16 protein-coding genes are annotated in these 18,430 nt (G+C 43.5%); 5 read left to right on the top strand and 11 right to left on the bottom strand.

Annotation, left to right across the window (positions count from 1 at the left end):
• The first annotated feature begins 126 nt into the window (after positions 1-126).
• The 3 genes from AC5JP1_RS06875 (at position 127) to AC5JP1_RS06885 (ending at position 4,865) form a co-directional block, all read left to right on the top strand.
• Positions 127-1,704 (top strand): YihY/virulence factor BrkB family protein, encoded by a 1,578-nt coding sequence (locus AC5JP1_RS06875; RefSeq protein WP_493843615.1) that lies wholly within the window; start codon positions 127-129, stop codon positions 1,702-1,704.
• Positions 1,705-1,835: 131 nt separating this feature from the next.
• On the top strand, positions 1,836-3,455 hold the full coding sequence (locus AC5JP1_RS06880; RefSeq protein WP_493843616.1) for a DUF2254 domain-containing protein: 1,620 nt from the start codon (positions 1,836-1,838) through the stop codon (positions 3,453-3,455).
• Between the two features lie 135 nt (positions 3,456-3,590).
• Positions 3,591-4,865 (top strand): cation:proton antiporter, encoded by a 1,275-nt coding sequence (locus tag AC5JP1_RS06885; protein WP_493843617.1) that lies wholly within the window; start codon positions 3,591-3,593, stop codon positions 4,863-4,865.
• 77 nt (positions 4,866-4,942) lie between these two features.
• Here the strand turns inward: AC5JP1_RS06885 and AC5JP1_RS06890 are convergent, their stop codons facing one another.
• The 3 genes from AC5JP1_RS06890 to AC5JP1_RS06900 are packed head-to-tail and all read right to left on the bottom strand — an operon-like array spanning position 4,943 to position 7,827.
• Entirely contained in the window at positions 4,943-5,491 is a 549-nt protein-coding gene (locus tag AC5JP1_RS06890) for a DUF2127 domain-containing protein (RefSeq protein ID WP_493843618.1), read from the bottom strand.
• Entirely contained in the window at positions 5,484-6,695 is a 1,212-nt protein-coding gene (locus tag AC5JP1_RS06895; RefSeq protein WP_493843619.1) for a dihydroorotase, read from the bottom strand. Before AC5JP1_RS06895 ends, AC5JP1_RS06890 begins: the two co-directional genes overlap by 8 nt.
• A 58-nt stretch (positions 6,696-6,753) precedes the next feature.
• Positions 6,754-7,827 carry an aspartate carbamoyltransferase catalytic subunit gene (locus AC5JP1_RS06900; RefSeq protein WP_493843620.1) on the bottom strand — a complete coding sequence of 358 codons (1,074 nt, stop codon included), beginning with the start codon at positions 7,825-7,827 and terminating at the stop codon, positions 6,754-6,756.
• Between the two features lie 364 nt (positions 7,828-8,191).
• Here AC5JP1_RS06900 and AC5JP1_RS06905 point away from each other — a divergent pair, with 364 nt between their 5' ends.
• Both AC5JP1_RS06905 and AC5JP1_RS06910 read left to right on the top strand, forming a co-directional pair.
• On the top strand, positions 8,192-9,175 hold the full coding sequence (locus tag AC5JP1_RS06905; RefSeq protein WP_493843621.1) for a class 1 fructose-bisphosphatase: 984 nt from the start codon (positions 8,192-8,194) through the stop codon (positions 9,173-9,175).
• A gap of 105 nt (positions 9,176-9,280) precedes the next feature.
• Positions 9,281-10,075 carry a TrmH family RNA methyltransferase gene (locus tag AC5JP1_RS06910; protein ID WP_493843622.1) on the top strand — a complete coding sequence of 265 codons (795 nt, stop codon included), beginning with the start codon at positions 9,281-9,283 and terminating at the stop codon, positions 10,073-10,075.
• A 104-nt stretch (positions 10,076-10,179) separates the two neighbouring features.
• On the opposite strand, the gene AC5JP1_RS06915 is transcribed toward AC5JP1_RS06910, so the two are convergent.
• From AC5JP1_RS06915 to AC5JP1_RS06950, 8 genes are all read right to left on the bottom strand, one after another.
• Positions 10,180-11,112, bottom strand: coding sequence for an electron transfer flavoprotein subunit alpha/FixB family protein (locus AC5JP1_RS06915; RefSeq protein WP_493843623.1), 933 nt, complete (start codon positions 11,110-11,112; stop codon positions 10,180-10,182).
• A 147-nt stretch (positions 11,113-11,259) separates the two neighbouring features.
• Positions 11,260-12,009 carry an electron transfer flavoprotein subunit beta/FixA family protein gene (locus AC5JP1_RS06920; RefSeq protein ID WP_101204853.1) on the bottom strand — a complete coding sequence of 250 codons (750 nt, stop codon included), beginning with the start codon at positions 12,007-12,009 and terminating at the stop codon, positions 11,260-11,262.
• A 445-nt stretch (positions 12,010-12,454) separates the two neighbouring features.
• Positions 12,455-13,027, bottom strand: coding sequence for a DUF421 domain-containing protein (locus tag AC5JP1_RS06925; RefSeq protein ID WP_493843624.1), 573 nt, complete (start codon positions 13,025-13,027; stop codon positions 12,455-12,457).
• A gap of 252 nt (positions 13,028-13,279) precedes the next feature.
• Entirely contained in the window at positions 13,280-13,492 is a 213-nt protein-coding gene (locus tag AC5JP1_RS06930) for a cold-shock protein (RefSeq protein WP_057758834.1), read from the bottom strand.
• Between the two features lie 369 nt (positions 13,493-13,861).
• Positions 13,862-14,287 carry a hypothetical protein gene (locus AC5JP1_RS06935; RefSeq protein ID WP_319052057.1) on the bottom strand — a complete coding sequence of 142 codons (426 nt, stop codon included), beginning with the start codon at positions 14,285-14,287 and terminating at the stop codon, positions 13,862-13,864.
• A 255-nt stretch (positions 14,288-14,542) separates the two neighbouring features.
• Positions 14,543-15,559: a ketol-acid reductoisomerase gene (gene ilvC / locus AC5JP1_RS06940; RefSeq protein WP_238038758.1), complete on the bottom strand. Its 1,017-nt coding sequence runs from the start codon at positions 15,557-15,559 to the stop codon at positions 14,543-14,545.
• A gap of 149 nt (positions 15,560-15,708) precedes the next feature.
• Positions 15,709-16,206, bottom strand: coding sequence for an acetolactate synthase small subunit (ilvN, locus tag AC5JP1_RS06945; RefSeq protein WP_319052058.1), 498 nt, complete (start codon positions 16,204-16,206; stop codon positions 15,709-15,711).
• A complete protein-coding gene (locus AC5JP1_RS06950) occupies positions 16,206-17,918 on the bottom strand; it encodes an acetolactate synthase 3 large subunit (RefSeq protein WP_443526909.1) in 1,713 nt (570 codons plus the stop codon). Before AC5JP1_RS06950 ends, ilvN begins: the two co-directional genes overlap by 1 nt.
• Between the last annotated feature and the right edge of the window lie 512 nt (positions 17,919-18,430).

Genomic DNA, 18,430 nt, shown 5'->3' on the forward strand with positions numbered 1-18,430 from the left:
TTCTTATTATAGCGAATGCCGTGCTCTATTGGTGTGCTCTGTGCATTTTGACACAATTAAACCGCAGATGATGACCGCGCATGTTTGTTACACTATTGTCACTCTTACTTTTGCTAACTGGTCGACATGGAAAAACTATCACAGAAAATCCCATTTTTGCAGCAACGCTGGTTTCAGTTTTTGCGATTTTTGGTTCGACATTTTTTTGAAGACAACTGTCAGCAAAAAGCAGCATCGCTCACCTATACCACCATGCTGTCGATTGTGCCTGTATTAACGGTATTATTGATGATTCTATCGTCCGTACCAGCGCTCGCCTCAGTGAGAGCACAGATATATGAGGTGATTTATAGCAATCTATTGCCGCAGTCTAGCCTGCAAGTTAGTGAGTATATTAATGACTTCGCCGAAAAATCATCCAATCTAACCATCATCGGTGCCATGATTTTGTTTTTGACGACCATTCTGACACTGACCACTATTGAGCGCGCTTTTAACCAAATCTGGCGGGTAGAAAACCGTTCAGGTGGTCTCAAAAGTATGATGCGCTATTGGACGATCGTAACCTTAGGGCCGTTGGTATTAGGCACAGCTTTTATTGCCTCTAGTACCGTTCAAAGTCTTAGTTTTCTCAATCGACAAATCGCAGGTTATGGTATCGACTGGGGGTTTTGGGTACAGGCTGTATCGATTGGTATCACTGTTGCAGGCTTTATTGGTATGTATTGGTTCATACCGAAAGCACGCGTGCCCATAAAAAATGCAGCCATTGCTGGTGTATTTGTCGCCATCGTTTTTGAGCTGATGAAGCATCTGTTTGGTACTGTGATGGCCAACTTCACCAGCTACGAGGCGATTTATGGAGCATTTGCAGCGCTTCCTATATTCTTACTATGGATATTTCTGTCGTGGAACCTTATCTTGCTAGGCGTTGAGATCAGCTATACCTTGACTATTTTTGAGACAGAAGAGGTCTACCCTCGCCATCCGTTGCTTAGCTTGCTGGACATGTTGAACTTGGTATACACCCATCATCTAAAAGGCGAAGCGGTTAGCGAACAAGCGCTGCGCAATGTACTGGGGCGAAAAGAGCTACCCAAATGGTATACCTATATCAATTATCTACAAGATAGTAATCTCATCACCATGACAGAAGACGATGACTATGTACTTAAAAAAGACTTGAGCGCAATGACGTTATGGGATTTTTATCGTACGCTGCCCTATCCGCTGCCGATCAAAGACGAGCTGGATGAGATGAAGTTAGAGGACCAAAAACCTTGGCTCAGCTTGTTAGTAGATCGCTTTGAGCATACCGAAGCCTATGCCAAGCAGCAACTGCATCTACCGCTAAATGCTATTTTTGCCAATAGTGAACCGCGCAAAAAATCTACTTCTGGCAAAAAAGGAAGTCATGCTAAATTATTTAGAAAAACGGCAGCAGCGGACGCGTCTTTAACGCGAAACGACTTGGATAAAAACAATAAACATAGAGCCCATTCGACTAACATAAACGGTGCAGCGTCACCGCATTTCGACCCTATTGCCTATGACAAAGACAGCAATGTTGATTACGATGATCACAATAATGAAGCCGTTATTCCCATAGGCTCTACTGAGCACTCGGATAAGACGGAATCAAGTAGACGTAGCTATAAGCATGCTGTTATTACCGAGGCTGATAACCCAAAAGCAAACTCGTAACCCATCAACGAGCACTGAATTTAAGGGCACTTAAATCTAAGTGTACGTGAACCCAAAAGCTTGTAGCATGATGTTCTGACAACTCTGCGACAACAAGCCACTTTACTATTATTTTTGGATACTTTGAGTATATGGCAGCGCACAAAGACGATGACACAAGCATGTGGATCCGTACTATCAGTACAGGTCAAAGCAAACTCAAACAGTTTACTCAGTTATGGTCGCTACAGACACTTACCGACCTGCCTGATCGCTTAAGAAACTTGTGGCAGCAGCTTATTGGATCTTACTGGTTTATCCCAACGGCTTGTGTAATTGTCGGTATTTTGCTTGCGCCGTTGTTAGTGACAATAGATCAGCATTTTGATCGTGAAAGGGTTCGAGAGATCTCTTTTGCGTTTACAGGTGATGACGATGCAGCACGTGCCATCATGACCGCTATTGCTGGTGCGGTATTAGGCGTGGCTGGCACGACGTTTTCGATTACGATTGCTGTACTATCTATGGCTTCATCACAGTTTGGTCCTAGGTTATTACGTAACTTTTTGACAGATACGCCAAACCAGTTTGTCCTTGGCGCCTTTATCGGCACGTTTAGCTATAGCTTACTCGTCCTAAAATCCATTCATAAGTACGATGTGTCTTTTGGTGTACCGCAGTTAGCCGTCACCTTTGCCATTATCATGGCTATTGTTTGTGCGCTGTTGTTGGTTTATTTTGTACAGCATATGGTACATGCTATTCAGGCGTCTCACGTTATTCAAAACGCCAGTAATGATGCTTTGGCCAATATTTACTATTGGTACACCGATCAGTGTGATATCCAACATCAGCGTGATGCTGAACATCATGATGTCGAACAGTTTCACAATTGGCCTGCCATGCCTATCTACTCACCACGCTCAGGCTATTTGCAGCAGATCTATCTTGAGTCACTAATAGCACTGTCGCAAGATTATGGCGGTGTGGTACAGATGCATGTCAATCTTGGCGAGTATGTCACTGACAAAAATGTCATTGGGTACTTTTATCAGCGTCCAGCAGACCATCCGCATAATCAACAGAAGACCGACACCGCACATTTGGCTATGATACCGCGGTCGCCAGATGGCATGTTTTGGCAACGCTTTGCAGGTTGCGTGCGAATCGAGCAACGGCTGGCGCATTCTGATGACATCGCCTATAGTTTAGGTCAAATGACTGAAATTGCGGTACGGGCACTGTCTCCTGGTATCAATGATCCAAAGACAGCTGTCAACTGCGTGCAGTCTCTGACCAGTTGCTTGAGTATCATGATGCGGCGCCAACCGCCAAGTCCTTATCATTTTTATATACCACACCCAGAGAGTGATGGTTCTGAAAATGCAGTCAAACAAAAGCGACTGGCCATACTCGCGCTAGTCACTCATACACCCAAAATATCTGACTTTATCAATGTGTCGCTTGGTGAGATACGCCGTTATGCGGCGGCTGACTTAATGGTGTTAAAAGCACTATGTCGAGCCATGGTCAATCTGAACTATGCACGGGTGAACAGTGCACAGCAGCAGACGCTACTGCATGAGCTAAAGCTGGTGAAACGAGCTGGTGAAGAAAATTTGAGCTATCAAGAGTTGAAAGATGATCTAGTCGCTATGTGTAATCAGGCCGAGCAGTTTATTCTCAATGAAGACGCTCGGCATCAACACTTTGATTACGTCAGCGAGTTTGCTATCAATATCCGCCAAGCATTAGAATCGCAGTCAAGTTAAGGCTATAGCCAGTCAATCAAATAGAGTACTGGCTGACTTGGTGCGCCAATATTGATAGATGACAGAACAACAGTTACATAGCACTTATAAGTCTTTGGCTTAGGGTAAATTTTATATACATACGAGACCTACTTTATGGCATCTGCAACCAGCTTGACCATACTTGAAATCAGCGCCATATTTTTGTCAATTACTGCATCACTGACTTATATCAATCACCGTTTTATTGGCTTACCCACCACCATCGGTGTGATGGTCATCTCTATATTGTTGTCTATCGGCGCGATATTTTTGGGGTTCTTGGGGTTCGATCAGTTGATTGATTATGAAGTCAGTCTGTTAGAGCAGCTTGATTTTACCGAAGTACTATTAGACGGTATGCTCTCGATGCTGTTATTTGCAGGCGCATTACACGTCAACATTAATGATCTTAGACGCTACAAGTTACCTATCGGCATACTAGCTGGTATTGGCACTGTGGTATCAGCGATGCTCATTGCCACCGCAATCTACTTTATGCTGCCATTGTTTGGTTTCGGTTTACCGTTTCTGTGGTGCTTGCTATTTGGTGCGCTAATATCCCCTACCGACCCCATTGCCGTGATGGGTATTCTCTCATCAGCTGGTGCGCCAAAAAGCATCGAGACTGTCATCGCTGGTGAATCATTGTTCAACGATGGTATCGGCGTGGTCATTTTTGTCTTGCTGCTCGGTATCCTATCCAGTGGTGATATCCCAACTGCCAACTATGTGGCACATACGCTAGCTGTCGAGGCTGGCGGCGGTGTGGTCTTTGGCTTGGTCCTTGGCGCAATTTTATACTATTTGCTCAAGAGCATAGATAGCTATCAAGAAGAGGTGCTATTGACTTTAGCTGGTGTCATTGGCGGCTATGCGCTTGCCAGCCACTGGCATTTATCAGGACCGCTCGCTATGGTTATGATGGGATTGATGGTTGGTAATCGCGGGCGGGAGCTTGCAATGAGTGATCAGACGCGTCACTACATTGACCTATTTTGGGAATTAATCGATGAGATTTTAAACGCGATTTTATTTGTGCTCATCGGTCTAGAAGTAGTGATGATAGCTTATTCTGGCAATTTATTTATTGCGGCGGGCTTGACCATTTTGATTGCTCTGATTGCTCGGTTCATTGTGGTAGGTATGACAACCAAAACTTTTCATCGTCAATTGGACTTACCTACTGGTGCTTGGAAAGTGCTGACATGGGGCGGACTACGTGGTGGTATTTCTGTCGCGTTAGTCCTACAACTGCCCACTGGTACAGAGCGCGATATCTTATTGGCCCTTACTTATGCCGTCGTGATATTTTCTATCCTGGTACAAGGCCTCAGCGTCGGCAAAGTTGCAAAAAGCATTCGCACAGAAGACAAAATCATAGACGTATAATCGTTAAGTGCAGTAGACATAGAAAAGCCAGCGTAAGAGCTGCCTCTTGCGCTGGCTTTTTTACATGCGTACAAGGGTTATATCAGACCCTTTTGCTTCATACTACGGTATACCACCATAATAATGATTATATTAAAGATAAGTATGCCAAGCTTAAACCAATCAAATGGGCTAATAATCAGATAGTAGACTTCTATAGGAATAAATATGCCATAGCCTAGAACGCCAAACCAATACGCCCATGTCTTGTCACGCCATAAGCCATAAGCTTCAAGAAAACGTAGGCTGGCATATGCAAATATCAGTAATAGAAATAATGACCAGTTTTTGCTCGCCTGTTGAGCAATACGTACCGCGCTATCGATTTGCGGTGCAAGCAGTTGACCAAAGGTTTGCTCCCAAGAGGATGTGGCAGTCTGTAGCCAATGGTCAAGGTCCGTATGCCACGACCACAGTGCGCCCGCCCCCAATATCGCCCCAATGCCTTTAACCACTTCATAAACCGCTACCGCTTTGATGGACTCACTAGCAGTGCTACGTGGTTTGTCTAGATGGTCGTCAACGTCAACCTCTTTGTCCTTCGAGGATGGCGGCAAACTGTCATCCTGTCGGGACCAATTAGCCAAAGAACGTCTCCACGACTCGGCCTTGCAATTGCTGATTAAAGAATGGCGTGTTTTTGCCATTTGATAACATAGATTGCGCGGTCACTTGCCACTCGATAGTTGGATCAACCAATACAGCGCCACCAATGGCTTCGTACTGCTCACTGATACCAGCGATTTTGGCAGGATTGAGACAGATCTTATCGACCAATTGCGCGAGTGTTAAGACCTCATCATGTACCAACTGACACGCCAGCGCCATAAAAGTATCAAAGTTTGAGATACCAGGCGTACTCTCAGCAAACGGCGCTTTTTTTGCCGTACTGTTCAACGGCTCATGATGACTACAGATCGCATCGATAGTGCCATCTTTTAGTCCACGGCGAATGGCTTGTTGGTCGGTATTACTACGTAGTGGTGGCAACACATAAGCTTGCGCATTAAAGCCTTCAAGATTGTCATCGGTTAAGTACAGCTGATGCATTGCAACATCACACGTAACAGGTAGACCCTTGTCCTTTGCCCAGCGCATGAGCTCGATAGAGGACTTGCATGACAGCTGACTAAAGTGAGCGGCTATTCCAGTCTCTTCAACCATGAGCAGCTGCGTAGATAAGGCAACGGTTTCAGCAATCCAAGGAATCCCTTGTAGACCATGATAAGAAGCAATATAGCCCTCATGAGCAACCCCATCTCCAGACAGGCTTGCCTCATCAGGATAAAAGAATACCTTCATACCAAAGGTCGCTGCATATTCTAGGGTACGTAATAGCACCAAATCATTGCGAAACGGTCTGCGAGCATTAGACACAGCAATACAGCCACCTTTTTTTAGCCCTGCTATATTAGAAGGACGCTCGCCCTCTAGCCCTGCAGTCAGCGCACCCAAAATGTGTAAGTGAATGCCACCATCGCCAAGCGCACGCTCACGCAAACCTTTTAAGAGTGAACCGTTTTCTAAAATAGGATTGGTGTCTGGCGGGATAACGACATGCAAGAACCCATTACCACGAGCAGCGCTGCCTTCTGATTTTAGCGTGCCGTGTTGCTGCTGACCTGGCTCACGTAAACGAGCACATAAATCTACCAAAGGCGGTAGTAGCCATTTTTCTTGCCCAGCCTCGAGAGTAGATAGCTTTTTTATTGCAGATTGTGGTAGCGCATCTCTGAATGCTGCTGGTAAATGGTCAAGGATAGGTGCATCAGTATCAAGCATGGTAGACATAACGTTATTACCGTATCAATAAAATGAAATAAATGAGAATAAGTCGCGCGGCCGGCTGTTACTTACCAGCCGCTTGGTGAGCGCGCTGGCCTTCCATCGCAAGTGATAAGACTGCCATACGTATGGCAATACCATTGTTTACCTGCTTTAAGATGACAGATTGTGCGCCATCTGCCACGCTAGAAGCAATCTCAACGCCTCGGTTCATTGGACCTGGATGCATGACTAATGCATCAGGTTTGGCAAGAGCGACTCGCTCTGGCGTGATACCGTAATGCTTGTAATACTCATTGGATGATGCCAAAAGCGGTGAGCCGATACGCTCATTTTGTATTCTTAATCCCATAATAACGTCACAGTCCATGACGCACTCATCCATACTTTCATACACAGTTACACCAAAACGCTCGATACCTTTGGGCAGTAACGTACGCGGCGCACAAACACGGATGTCTGTCACGCCTAGCGTTTGCAGTGCACTGATATCAGAGCGTGCCACGCGTGAGTGCTTGATATCACCAACGATTGCGATAGATAGCTCTTCAAATGGACGCGGCGCCTCACGGTGGATGGTCAACATATCAAGCATACCTTGGGTAGGATGCGCGTGCCAGCCATCACCGCCATTGATGATCGCGATATCAGGGGTGACTTCTGTTGCCATAAAATGTGCGGCACCTGACGCTGAATGTCGCACCACAAAGATATCTGCGGTCATTGCCTGTAGATTCCACAGCGTATCGCGTAGACTCTCGCCCTTCTTCGTACTGGAGCGTTCGATATCGATATTGAGTACATTGGCGCCCAATCGCTTTTCTGCCACCTCAAACGTCGTTCGCGTACGAGTCGATGGCTCAAAGAACAAATTCATTACGGTATAACCATCCAACTCAGGACGGTTGATTAATTGACCATTATCATCAAAGAAAGTCTCTGCTTTTGCGATGATTGCTTTGAGCTGCACTTTATTGAGACCTTCCACACCTAAGAAATGCCGGATACTGCCATCAGTATTAAGCTGCGGACGGCTCAGCGAGGTATTGAGTCTATGGTGAATGGTATTAGGATCAAATTTTGCATAATCAGTTGGCGAAACTGCTTGTGTAGCGCTACTATCGATAGAATTTGACATAATGACAAGTCTTCATTGTGGGTTTATATGAGTCTATAGCAATCACTTATTTATCTTTGTTCGATCATTTATCACTGATAAGCATAGATACAAAGGACATTTTGATGCTTATTTGCTACAATTTACCATAATCAAATATGACCAAAACGGCATAAGCAGACACACTGCATTCTCATAGAGAATAAGTCTGACAAAACTATAAATGAATAACAATATATATAGTGTAGCCGATTTTGTAGTTGCGACAAAGATGCCATACAGGCTAATTAAAAATTTAACCCGTTAGAGTGTGCCAAATAGCACCTTCTTCTTTACTCCGATACCATCCATTTTTTACGTTCTATACCATTTATTAGGAAGCCTCATGACGACCCTAGCAGACTATCTCAACGAAAATGCTACCAACACTGCGCTCAATGATGTTATTACCACCGTCACTGATGTCGGTAAGACAATTTCGCAGCTACTCAGAAAAGGTGCTCTAGCAGATATTTTAGGCGAAGCTGGCAACCAAAACGTTCAAGGTGAAGACCAGAAAAAACTCGATGTACTGGCCAACGACTTATTACTAGAGGCATTAGCAAGTAATTCACATTGTGCTGGTGTTGCATCAGAAGAACTCGATGACGCTACCCCTGCCAATAATGATGGCAGCTTATTAGTACTCTTTGACCCATTAGATGGTTCATCAAATATCGATATCAATATGGCAGTGGGTACGATTTTTTCTGTTCTGCCCTATGAGCGTCAAGGTCAAACCAGCGAAAACAGCGATTACCTACAAGCAGGTAATAAGCAGCTAGCCGCAGGTTACCTATTGTATGGTACCTCTACCGTACTGGCGTTAACCATCGCAGACAAGGTTGTCATGTTCAGCCTAGATCCAGAAACGTCTGACTATGTGCTGATAGAAGACAACGTTCAAATTGATGCTGATACGAGCGAGTATGCTATTAATAGCTCAAACTATCGCTATTGGCGCGCGCCGATGCAACAGTATATTGATGAGCTAATCGCAGGCGAAACCGGCGTACGTGGACGCGATTTCAATACACGCTGGGTTGCTGCTATGGTTGGTGACGTTCATCGTATCTTATGTCGCGGTGGTCTCTTTACTTATCCGTTTGATACCAAATACGCTCATAAAGCAGGTAAGCTGCGTTTGATGTATGAAGCCAATCCAATGAGCCTATTAGTAGAGCGCGCAGGTGGCGGTGCGACAGACGCTGTCAATCGTATCCTGGACATTGAACCGACCGATATTCATCAGCGTGTCCCTGTGGTACTCGGCAGCAAAAACGAAGTCAATTATGTGAAAGACTTGCACCTAAACTACTCTGAAAAATAATTAGTTTGCGCCCATGCTAGAAACAGCCAGCAGAGTGCTAAATCAAAAATAGACCTTTTGCTGGTTGTCCAAACGACTCCTTTACTCTTCTCTAAGCGATCCACTATGGTACACAATCCCACCGAGCTGATTACCTCAGATAAGAACACAACCGTAAAGCTTGTAAAAGCGCTATTAGCACAAGCGCGCCAACGCAAAAAGAACGGTCAGACTGTTATAGAAGGCGTCCATTTGATAGATGCGGCACTGCGTAGTGACTACCCCTTTGTTCAAATCTTACTATCTGAATCAGCGCGTAGTCATCCCGAGGTTCAGCAAGTGCTCACTCGTCTGCCCACTTATACGCCTATTCTTGTTTTGTCAGACGCGCTTTATGAGAGCATACGTAGCTTAGGTACTGGCATCGATATTATGGCAATCATCAAGGTGCCAACGCCTAGCTTGCCGATAATCGATGAGGATTGCCTGATCTTAAACGATGTACAAGATAGCGGAAATGTCGGTACGCTACTGCGCACAGCGGCGGCTGTTGGTATTCGCAATATCCTATGTACCAGTGCGACAGCTCAAGCTTGGTCTCCTAAGACGTTACGAGCCGGTATGGGTGCACAGTTTGCACTGACTATTTTTGAGGGCTTAAGTACGCAAGATATTTTAGATTATGTACAGGTACCGCTATTGGCGACTAGCTCACATACAGATACTATTATTTATGACCATGATTTATCAGCACCTGTGGCTTGGATTATGGGTCACGAAGGTCAAGGTGTTAGTGACGATCTAATGCAGTGTGCGACGCCTATAGCGCTACCACAGCCAAATGGGCAAGAGAGTTTGAACGTAGCGATTGCTGGTTCTCTTTGTCTGTATGAGACTTTGCGTCAAAGACAGTACTCTTAGCCTCTATTTATAAATACTATTAAAACCCAATCTATCAAGCATGAAAAAACCCACTATCAATTGATAGTGGGTTTTTTTATTATACGTCTGCTACTGCTAATACATTAAACCTTGCTAGTTAGCTCAGGTAATGCTTCGAACAAATCAGCTTCTAAGAAGTAATCAGCAACGCTAGCGATAGGTGCTTCTGGGTCATTATTGATAGCAACAATGACTTTAGAATCTTTCATACCAGCCAAATGCTGAATCGCGCCTGAGATACCAGCTGCGATATAAAGCTGCGGTGCAACGATTTTACCCGTTTGACCGACCTGCATATCGTTTGGTACATATCCTGCATCAACAGCAGCACGTGATGCACCGACAGCTGCGCCTAGCTTGTCAGCCAATGGCTCAATGTACTTAGTGAAGTTTTCACCGTTCGCCAGTGCACGACCACCAGAAACAACGATACCAGCTGACGTCAATTCTGGGCGGTCAGACTTAGCCATCTCTTCATTGACGAAGCTTGCTTTACCAGTTTCTTGTACATTGTCGATAGTTTCAACAGTAGCTGAACCGCCTTCGCTTGCCACTGGGTCAAACGCAGTGGTACGTACGGTTAGTACGACTTTGTCTTCTGTCGTTTTTACTGTCGCTGTTGCATTACCTGCATAGATAGGACGCTCAAACGTTTGTGCGTCTACCACACCAGAGATCTCTGATAACATGCTGACATCAAGTAATGCTGCAGCACGTGGCATAAAGTTTTTGCCAGTAGTCGTTGCAGCAGCCAAGACATGGCTATAGTCACTAGCAATATCTGCAACCAGTAACGCAACGTTGCCTGCTAGTTGATGCTCATAAGCCGCGTTGTCAGCCAATAGTACTTTGGTCACGCCTTCTGCTTTAGCCGCTTCATCAGCCACCGCTTGAGCGCCACTACCTGCAACCAACACATGGATATCATCACCCATTTGCTTAGCAGCAGCGATAGTGTTCAAAGTTGCCTTTTTTAGACTGGCATTGTCATGTTCTGCATATACCAAAATTGCCATGGTTTTAATCCTTTATTTATTCGTGTTATCTATTCATGCGGTTGTTTGTGTACAACGCTATTTGAGAAGCTATTAGTTCATATAGAACAGCTCAATCCATAGCCCTGTACAAGATATGCCGTAACAAAGCATCCAATCATTGAAATATTAAATGACTTTTGCTTCGTTTTTCAGCTTATCGACCAACTCATCAACTGACCCTACTGTAATACCAGCTTTACGTTCAGCAGGTGGCACGACTTTAATAATTTCTTGCTTAGATGCCATATCAACACCGAAATCCGCTGGCGTTTTTTCATCAAGTGGCTTTTTCTTAGCTTTCATGATGTTAGGCAATTTAGCATAACGTGGCTCATTCAAACGTAAATCAGTCGTGATGACCGCTGGTAAATCAAGTGCGACTGTTTGCAGGCCACCATCGATTTCACGTGTTACATTTACTTTATCGCCTTCAACCTTCACTTCTGATGCAAACGTACCCTGACCGATGCCCATCAATGCCGCTAGCATTTGACCAGTTTGGTTGTTGTCATCATCAATCGCCTGTTTACCTAGCAAGATAATATCAGTGCTTTCAGTTTCAGCGATGTTCTTTAAGATCTTAGCAACTTGTAATGGATATGGTTTTTCGTCACTTACTACTAATACACCACGGTCAGCACCTAGTGCTAAAGCTGCACGAATCTGCTCTTGTGATTCTTTTGGACCGATTGAAGCAACAATGATCTCATCAATGACGCCAGCTTCTTTTAGGCGAACCGCTTCTTCTACTGCGATTTCATCAAAAGGGTTGATTGACATTTTAGTGTTTGATAAGTCAACGCCAGAGTTGTCGGCTTTTACACGAACTTTTACGTTATAATCAATGACACGCTTGACCGCTACTAATGCTTTCATACGTTCCTCGTTTATTAATGTTATGAATTAAAAATATCAGTTAAGAACCAAATTTTCGTTGTGGTTCAAATTGTCGTTCAAAATACTACTCAAGGTTATTACTACATCAACAGAATATGATTACTCAAGAAATACAAGCCAATATCAACAATCATATTAGCAATGTGTACTTTATCGATAAATCTGCTAAAGCTAAGCCAACCGTTATTATCAGACCTATGTATCTTGCGTCAGCATGCAGATAAGGTCAAGACAACGCCGTGAATAATGCGTCATAAATTTGTCACCATTCTAAAATAATTGGTCTATAAGCACGTTATTCCACGATTTTTTTAATTGACAGTCGTAATTACTGATACCTTTATAGCATTCTCAGACCTAGCCTTACTTAACATTTTGTTATTATTTATCTCTTTAGCGTTAATAGATAGGGACTCAGCACTTGTTACTGGTTATTTTCGTTAGAGCTGACATTAGAACCAATCAGCAATTCACTATCACGTATATCATCAAATAATGACCGATCAGGAGTTACTTCATTATTTTTGACAACACTCATATCCCCTGTCGTTTCCATTATGACAGCAAATACCTCAGTTTTAGATTTGATACCGTTTTTACGCAGCACTTCTTGGACATCGCTCGTACTTAGGTTAGCTTCTTGCAAATTATCTGGAAAATACTCACCATGTGCCATCAATATGATAGCTTGATTGTCTATTAGCGCTTTGAGTGGCTTTATTTTACGCCTTACCACTGAGACCACGCCTTGAATCACGAACAGCACCGCAACAGCGCACAACCCTTGTAGTAGAGAGGGCTCATCAGACAATACGGTAGAGGCCAATATACTACCAATACCGACAGTCATAGCAAAATCATGACTTGATAGCTTAGAAAAGCTACGTAAACCCATGAGGCGTGTAAACAGCATCAGACCCAAATAAAAACCTACTGCGGATATAGAAATACCTAGTATCTGTTGCCAGTCAATTGAAAGCCAAGTTTCCCATTTCATCATAGAACCCTATTTTTAGTTTAGTCAGTATCTATTACGAACTGATGATACTTGTGAAAATATCAACGATATTTCTTACAAATCTTTCTGCTATAAATATGATGATACAAAAAAAGCAACCTGATAAGAGGTTGCTTTTCTTTAAAGTCGATACAGTATTTTTATTGTTTTAACAAACAAAGTAATCAATGCATATTAGTCATATTACTGTTATCAAGTCTGCTTAAGAAGCCAACTTAATAATAAATAAAATTAGATAGCTTCGATTTGCTCAGCTTGTGGGCCTTTTTTGCCATCACCTAAGATGAAAGACACTTTTTGGCCTTCGGCTAGAGTTTTGAAACCGTTACCTTGGATAGCGCTGTAGTGAGCAAATACGTCTTGTCCGCCGTTGTCTTGAGCGATAAAACCAAAACCTTTAGCTTCATTAAACCACTTTACAGTGCCTTCAACTTTATCTGACATAAATTTTCCTGACTCTTTAACTGTTGGCGAGACTTGTGTCATCACCGATTAATTGATATATACCTGCGTATTTTTTGCTTGATGCAATCATAAAAACCTTAAATAATCTGAAAGAAAATTCAAAATTTTTACCTAAAATATTTCGGGTACAGCCTGATTATAACAGTTTTCGATGTGGGTAACAGTCTAAATTAATAATTTTTGTAAATAAATTTTAGCTATTATTTCGACTTAGGATAAAACATATTTATAAACATATCATGCTGATATTAAATGATTTTTAATCTTTATTATACTAACTGACGTGTTAGTGGATCTATCAACAACTCAAACAATCAAACCATTCTAGGACTTTATACTAATCATTACTTATTGCGATATAGGTAGCCATGGTGCACTTAATACTAACAAGCATAACGCAAAAAAGATTAATGAGAACGATTGGCTATAGGCAATATATTTGGCTGGTATCACAAGGTCTTTCGGAGAGTCTGGAATTCCTTTGCGCTTTAGTAACCGTGTGCCATATATCCAACCGAAGGTAGTATAGATACCATAAGCAGCAGGAACCGCAATCGCTAACGGTGCCAAATCAATCACATATAGAGCGACTACAGAGATGAAGAACCATATCGTATCTAAAAGCGAGCTGAATTGAAAAAATTTAGATTTGGGCAATTTGCCATCTGTTTTTTTGAGCATCTCCCCTTCTATCCAAATTAAAACTGCTACCACAGCGCTGAGAGTCACATACACGAATTGCGGCGTTAGCCAGTCTGGATAAGATATTTGCACAACATACAACCTGTAATCTGTAGAAAATAAGAATGAGACACCCATCTGCATCTGTTATTCAAAGACAAATAAGCGTAGTAAAAGCACTTTGGACAGTGCAGAGATGACTGCTTATATTGGGCAGTTATTACTACTTTTCAACCAGCACATATAATAACTTGTGTCTCTACCAAGCATGACTTAAAAAACCCGTGCTATCGAGTGATAACACGGGTTGTAGGACTATCTAGCAGTATACTTTAGAGTGATATCGATTTAGTTTTTGTCTTTATCGATAATTTTGTTACCACCGATCCAAGGCATCATACCGCGTAGCTTGGCACCAGTTGTCTCGATTTGATGCTCAGCGTTGTTGCGACGACGTGCTGTCATTGATGGATAGTTGGTTGCACCTTCAGAGATGAACATCTTCGCGTATTCGCCCGATTGGATGCGTTTTAGCGCATTACGCATAGCTTCACGTGACTGCTCATTGATAACTTCAGGACCCGTAACGTATTCACCATACTCAGCGTTATTACTGATTGAATAGTTCATGTCAGCGATACCGCCTTCATACATCAAATCAACAATTAGCTTTAGCTCATGTAGACACTCAAAGTAAGCCATTTCTGGTGCGTAGCCTGCTTCTGTTAGTGTCTCAAAGCCCATTTTTACTAGCTCTACTGCACCGCCACAAAGCACTGCTTGCTCGCCAAATAGATCCGTTTCTGTCTCATCTTTGAACGTAGTTTCGATGATACCTGAACGACCGCCACCGACACCAGCAGCATACGATAGTGCTAGTTGTTTGGCTTGACCAGAAGCATCTTGATAGATAGCGATAAGATCTGGGATACCGCCGCCTTTAGTAAATTCTGAACGTACGGTATGACCTGGTGCTTTTGGCGCAACCATGATGACATCTAGATCACCGCGCGGTACCACTTGATTGTAATGAATAGCAAAACCATGAGCGAAAGCTAATGTCGCGCCTTCTTTGATGTTTGGCTCGATGACGTCGTTATAGAGCTCTTTTTGAAACTCATCAGGTGTCAAAATCATGATAACGTCAGCAGCTTTTACCGCTTCTTCTACTTCAGCAACTTTTAGACCGGCATTTTCAGCTTTTTTCCATGAGCCTGAGTTGGCACGTAGACCAACCGTCACATCAACGTCAGAATCTTGTAGGTTAAGCGCGTGCGCATGGCCTTGTGAACCGTAACCGATAATGGCAACTTTTTTACCTTGGATAATTGATAAATCACAATCTTTGTCATAAAAAACGTTCATAAATAGAGTCCTTGTCTCAATCATGGCTTGCCATGGATAGTAAACGCTTATGCTGTAATTAATATAGTCACTGGCATAAGCGTCTTGTTGATTTAGATAAATAGTTTTTGATTAAAGTAGAGCTTGATTAAAATAGGTCGTAATGAGTATTAAATACTCAGCGTCTTTTCACCGCGAGCAATACCAATCACACCCGAGCGAACCACTTCCATAATGCGCTCACGTCCGAGCACATCGATAAAGCCGTCAAGCTTTGCCTTGTCGCCAACGATTTGAATCGTATATAAATTGGCATTGACGTCGACGATCTGCGCACGGAAAATATCTGCACTACGTTTGATCTCTTCGCGCACACTACCAGTCGCTCGTACTTTGATCAGCATCAATTCACGCTCGACGTGTACATTCTCTGTTAGATTGTGCACTTTAACCACTTCAATCAATTTATGCAATTGTTTGGTGATCTGCTCGATTCTCTCTGGTGACGTAATAGTTGTCAATGTTAGGCGAGAGATGCTTGGGTCATCAGTAGGTGCGACGTTTAGCGTTTCGATATTGTAGCCACGCTGTGAGAACAAGCCGACTAGACGCGACAACGAACCCGCTTCGTTTTCCATCAATACCGAAATCAGATGTTGTTGTTGCATTAGGTACGCTCCCCTTTTGTTAACCACATATCACGCATAGCTTGCCCAGCGATTTGCATTGGATATACATGCTCGTTACGATCGACATAAACATCGATAAATACCAGTTTGTCTTTCATTGCCATGGCTTCTGCCAATTGCGCTTCCATGGTCGCAGGGTCAGTGATCTTGATACCAACGTGACCATAACTTTCAGCCAATTTGACAAAGTCTGGTAATGAATTCATGTAAGACTGGGCGTGGCGACCTTCATACAACATGTCCTGCCACTGCTTCACCATACCTAACTGGGCGTTATTTAGGTTTAGGATTTTTACTGGCAAGTTGTACTGTAGGCAAGTTGATAGCTCTTGGATATTCATCTGAATAGAGCCTTCACCTGTGATACAAACGACGTCACGCTCAGGGTTAGCAAGCTTTGCTGCCATCGCATATGGTAAGCCCACACCCATGGTACCTAGACCACCTGAGTTCAACCACTGACGAGGCTCATTGTACGTGTAGTAAAGTGCTGCAAACATCTGATGCTGACCGACGTCACTGGTGATAATAGCGTTACTATTAGTCACTTTATCTAGAGCCTGTACTGCGCTTTGTGGCTTGATACCATTGTCTGTACTGGTGTCATAACGCAGACCATGGCGCTTACGCCACTCATTGATCTGTGACCACCAATCTAGTAGGGCATGCTGCTCTAGCTGCTTGTCTTGACCAACAATCTCTAGCATGTCCGTTAAGACCGACTTCACATCGCCTACGATAGGAATATGCGCCAGAATGGTTTTTGAAATCGAAGCGGGATCGATATCGATATGAATAATAGTCGCATTAGGACAGAATTTTTTGACGTTATTGGTCACACGATCATCAAAACGCGCACCGACTGCCAAAATAACATCAGCATGATGCATACTCATGTTGGCTTCATAGGTACCGTGCATACCGAGCATGCCTAAGAACTGCTCATCTGAGCCCGGGAAAGTACCCAGACCCATCAATGTATTGGTCACTGGCAGATTTAGACGATGCGCAAGGTCAGTCAACTCTTCGTGCGCCTTACTCCAGATCACACCGCCGCCTGCATACACTACTGGACGCTGCGCCGCGAGTAACGTCTCAACCGCCTTTTTAATCTGACCACTATGGCCTTTGAGCGAAGGCTGGTACGAACGTATAAATACCTCTTCTGGGTACTCATAGGCATGTTTTTCGCTAGGGGCGGTCATGTCTTTTGGCACATCAATAACCACAGGACCTGGACGTCCAGACTGCGCGATATGGAATGCCTTTTTGACAATCATAGGAATTTCGCTAGCATGGCGTACTTGGAAGCTATGCTTAACGATAGGGCGTGACACCCCAACCATATCTGTTTCTTGGAAAGCATCTTCGCCGATTAGGCTACTTGGTACCTGACCTGAAATCACTACCATCGGTACTGAGTCCATAAAGGCAGTAGCAATTGCAGTAACGGTATTGGTTGCACCAGGACCTGATGTTGCGAGCACCACACCAGTATTGCCAGTCACTCGTGAATAAGCATCTGCCATGTGACCCGCAGCCTGCTCGTGGCGTACTAGAATGTGTTCAACGGCTTCTTGCTGAAACAGCGCATCATAAATGTGTAGAACAGCACCACCTGGGTAACCAAAGATGTATTCGACACCTTCGTCAGTCAGCGCTTGTACCAGCATTTCAGCGCCCGATAGCATTACAGGCTCTGCACTGCCCTCTGCAAGACGTTGTTGCTTTTCTTCAAAATTTTTGGCGGCATTACCCGTTTGGGTATGTCCCGTCATATTCGGACTTTGCGTGGTTTGCGTCACTGTCATCACCTTTTTTTGCGGCGAGAATTTGCAGTATTTTATGATGAGAGATAATCCATGTGGGCATTACTTCTAAAGTCGTAAAATGGTTGCCAATTCTTGTCCATATCAAGAATATTTGCCTAATGTATTGAGTTACGTTGTTTTTGAAGACAACAAATCACTCAAACACAGCAATGTATTTAAGGTCAGCTTTGTGATGGACATTTATCGATATACAGTGACAAGATACGAGTGCATCTAAAAAAGAGGCTTATTATTGCAAGTGAATACAAGCAAGCACTGATGACAAATTCATTGGTACAGCCGTATAGATATAAACAAATAAGATAAATTCTATAGCCAATAATTTGGCTGTCTCGCAAGCGTATTGACCCTTACGATAGATTTTTAAAAAA

The organism is Psychrobacter sp. H29, from assembly GCF_059073055.1.

Bases quoted from the DNA above. Each gene is read 5' to 3' on its own strand.
- AC5JP1_RS06875 (WP_493843615.1), top strand. From the start codon at position 127: ATGGAAAAACTATCACAGAAAATCCCATTTTTGCAGCAACGCTGGTTT.
- AC5JP1_RS06880 (WP_493843616.1), top strand. From the start codon at position 1,836: ATGGCAGCGCACAAAGACGATGACACAAGCATGTGGATCCGTACTATC.
- AC5JP1_RS06885 (WP_493843617.1), top strand. From the start codon at position 3,591: ATGGCATCTGCAACCAGCTTGACCATACTTGAAATCAGCGCCATATTT.
- AC5JP1_RS06895 (WP_493843619.1), bottom strand. From the start codon at position 6,695: ATGTCTACCATGCTTGATACTGATGCACCTATCCTTGACCATTTACCA.
- AC5JP1_RS06900 (WP_493843620.1), bottom strand. From the start codon at position 7,827: ATGTCAAATTCTATCGATAGTAGCGCTACACAAGCAGTTTCGCCAACT.
- AC5JP1_RS06905 (WP_493843621.1), top strand. From the start codon at position 8,192: ATGACGACCCTAGCAGACTATCTCAACGAAAATGCTACCAACACTGCG.
- AC5JP1_RS06910 (WP_493843622.1), top strand. From the start codon at position 9,281: ATGGTACACAATCCCACCGAGCTGATTACCTCAGATAAGAACACAACC.
- AC5JP1_RS06915 (WP_493843623.1), bottom strand. From the start codon at position 11,112: ATGGCAATTTTGGTATATGCAGAACATGACAATGCCAGTCTAAAAAAG.
- AC5JP1_RS06920 (WP_101204853.1), bottom strand. From the start codon at position 12,009: ATGAAAGCATTAGTAGCGGTCAAGCGTGTCATTGATTATAACGTAAAA.
- AC5JP1_RS06925 (WP_493843624.1), bottom strand. From the start codon at position 13,027: ATGAAATGGGAAACTTGGCTTTCAATTGACTGGCAACAGATACTAGGT.
- AC5JP1_RS06930 (WP_057758834.1), bottom strand. From the start codon at position 13,492: ATGTCAGATAAAGTTGAAGGCACTGTAAAGTGGTTTAATGAAGCTAAA.
- ilvC (WP_238038758.1), bottom strand. From the start codon at position 15,559: ATGAACGTTTTTTATGACAAAGATTGTGATTTATCAATTATCCAAGGT.
- ilvN (WP_319052058.1), bottom strand. From the start codon at position 16,206: ATGCAACAACAACATCTGATTTCGGTATTGATGGAAAACGAAGCGGGT.
- AC5JP1_RS06950 (WP_443526909.1), bottom strand. From the start codon at position 17,918: ATGCTATCGGGCGCTGAAATGCTGGTACAAGCGCTGACTGACGAAGGT.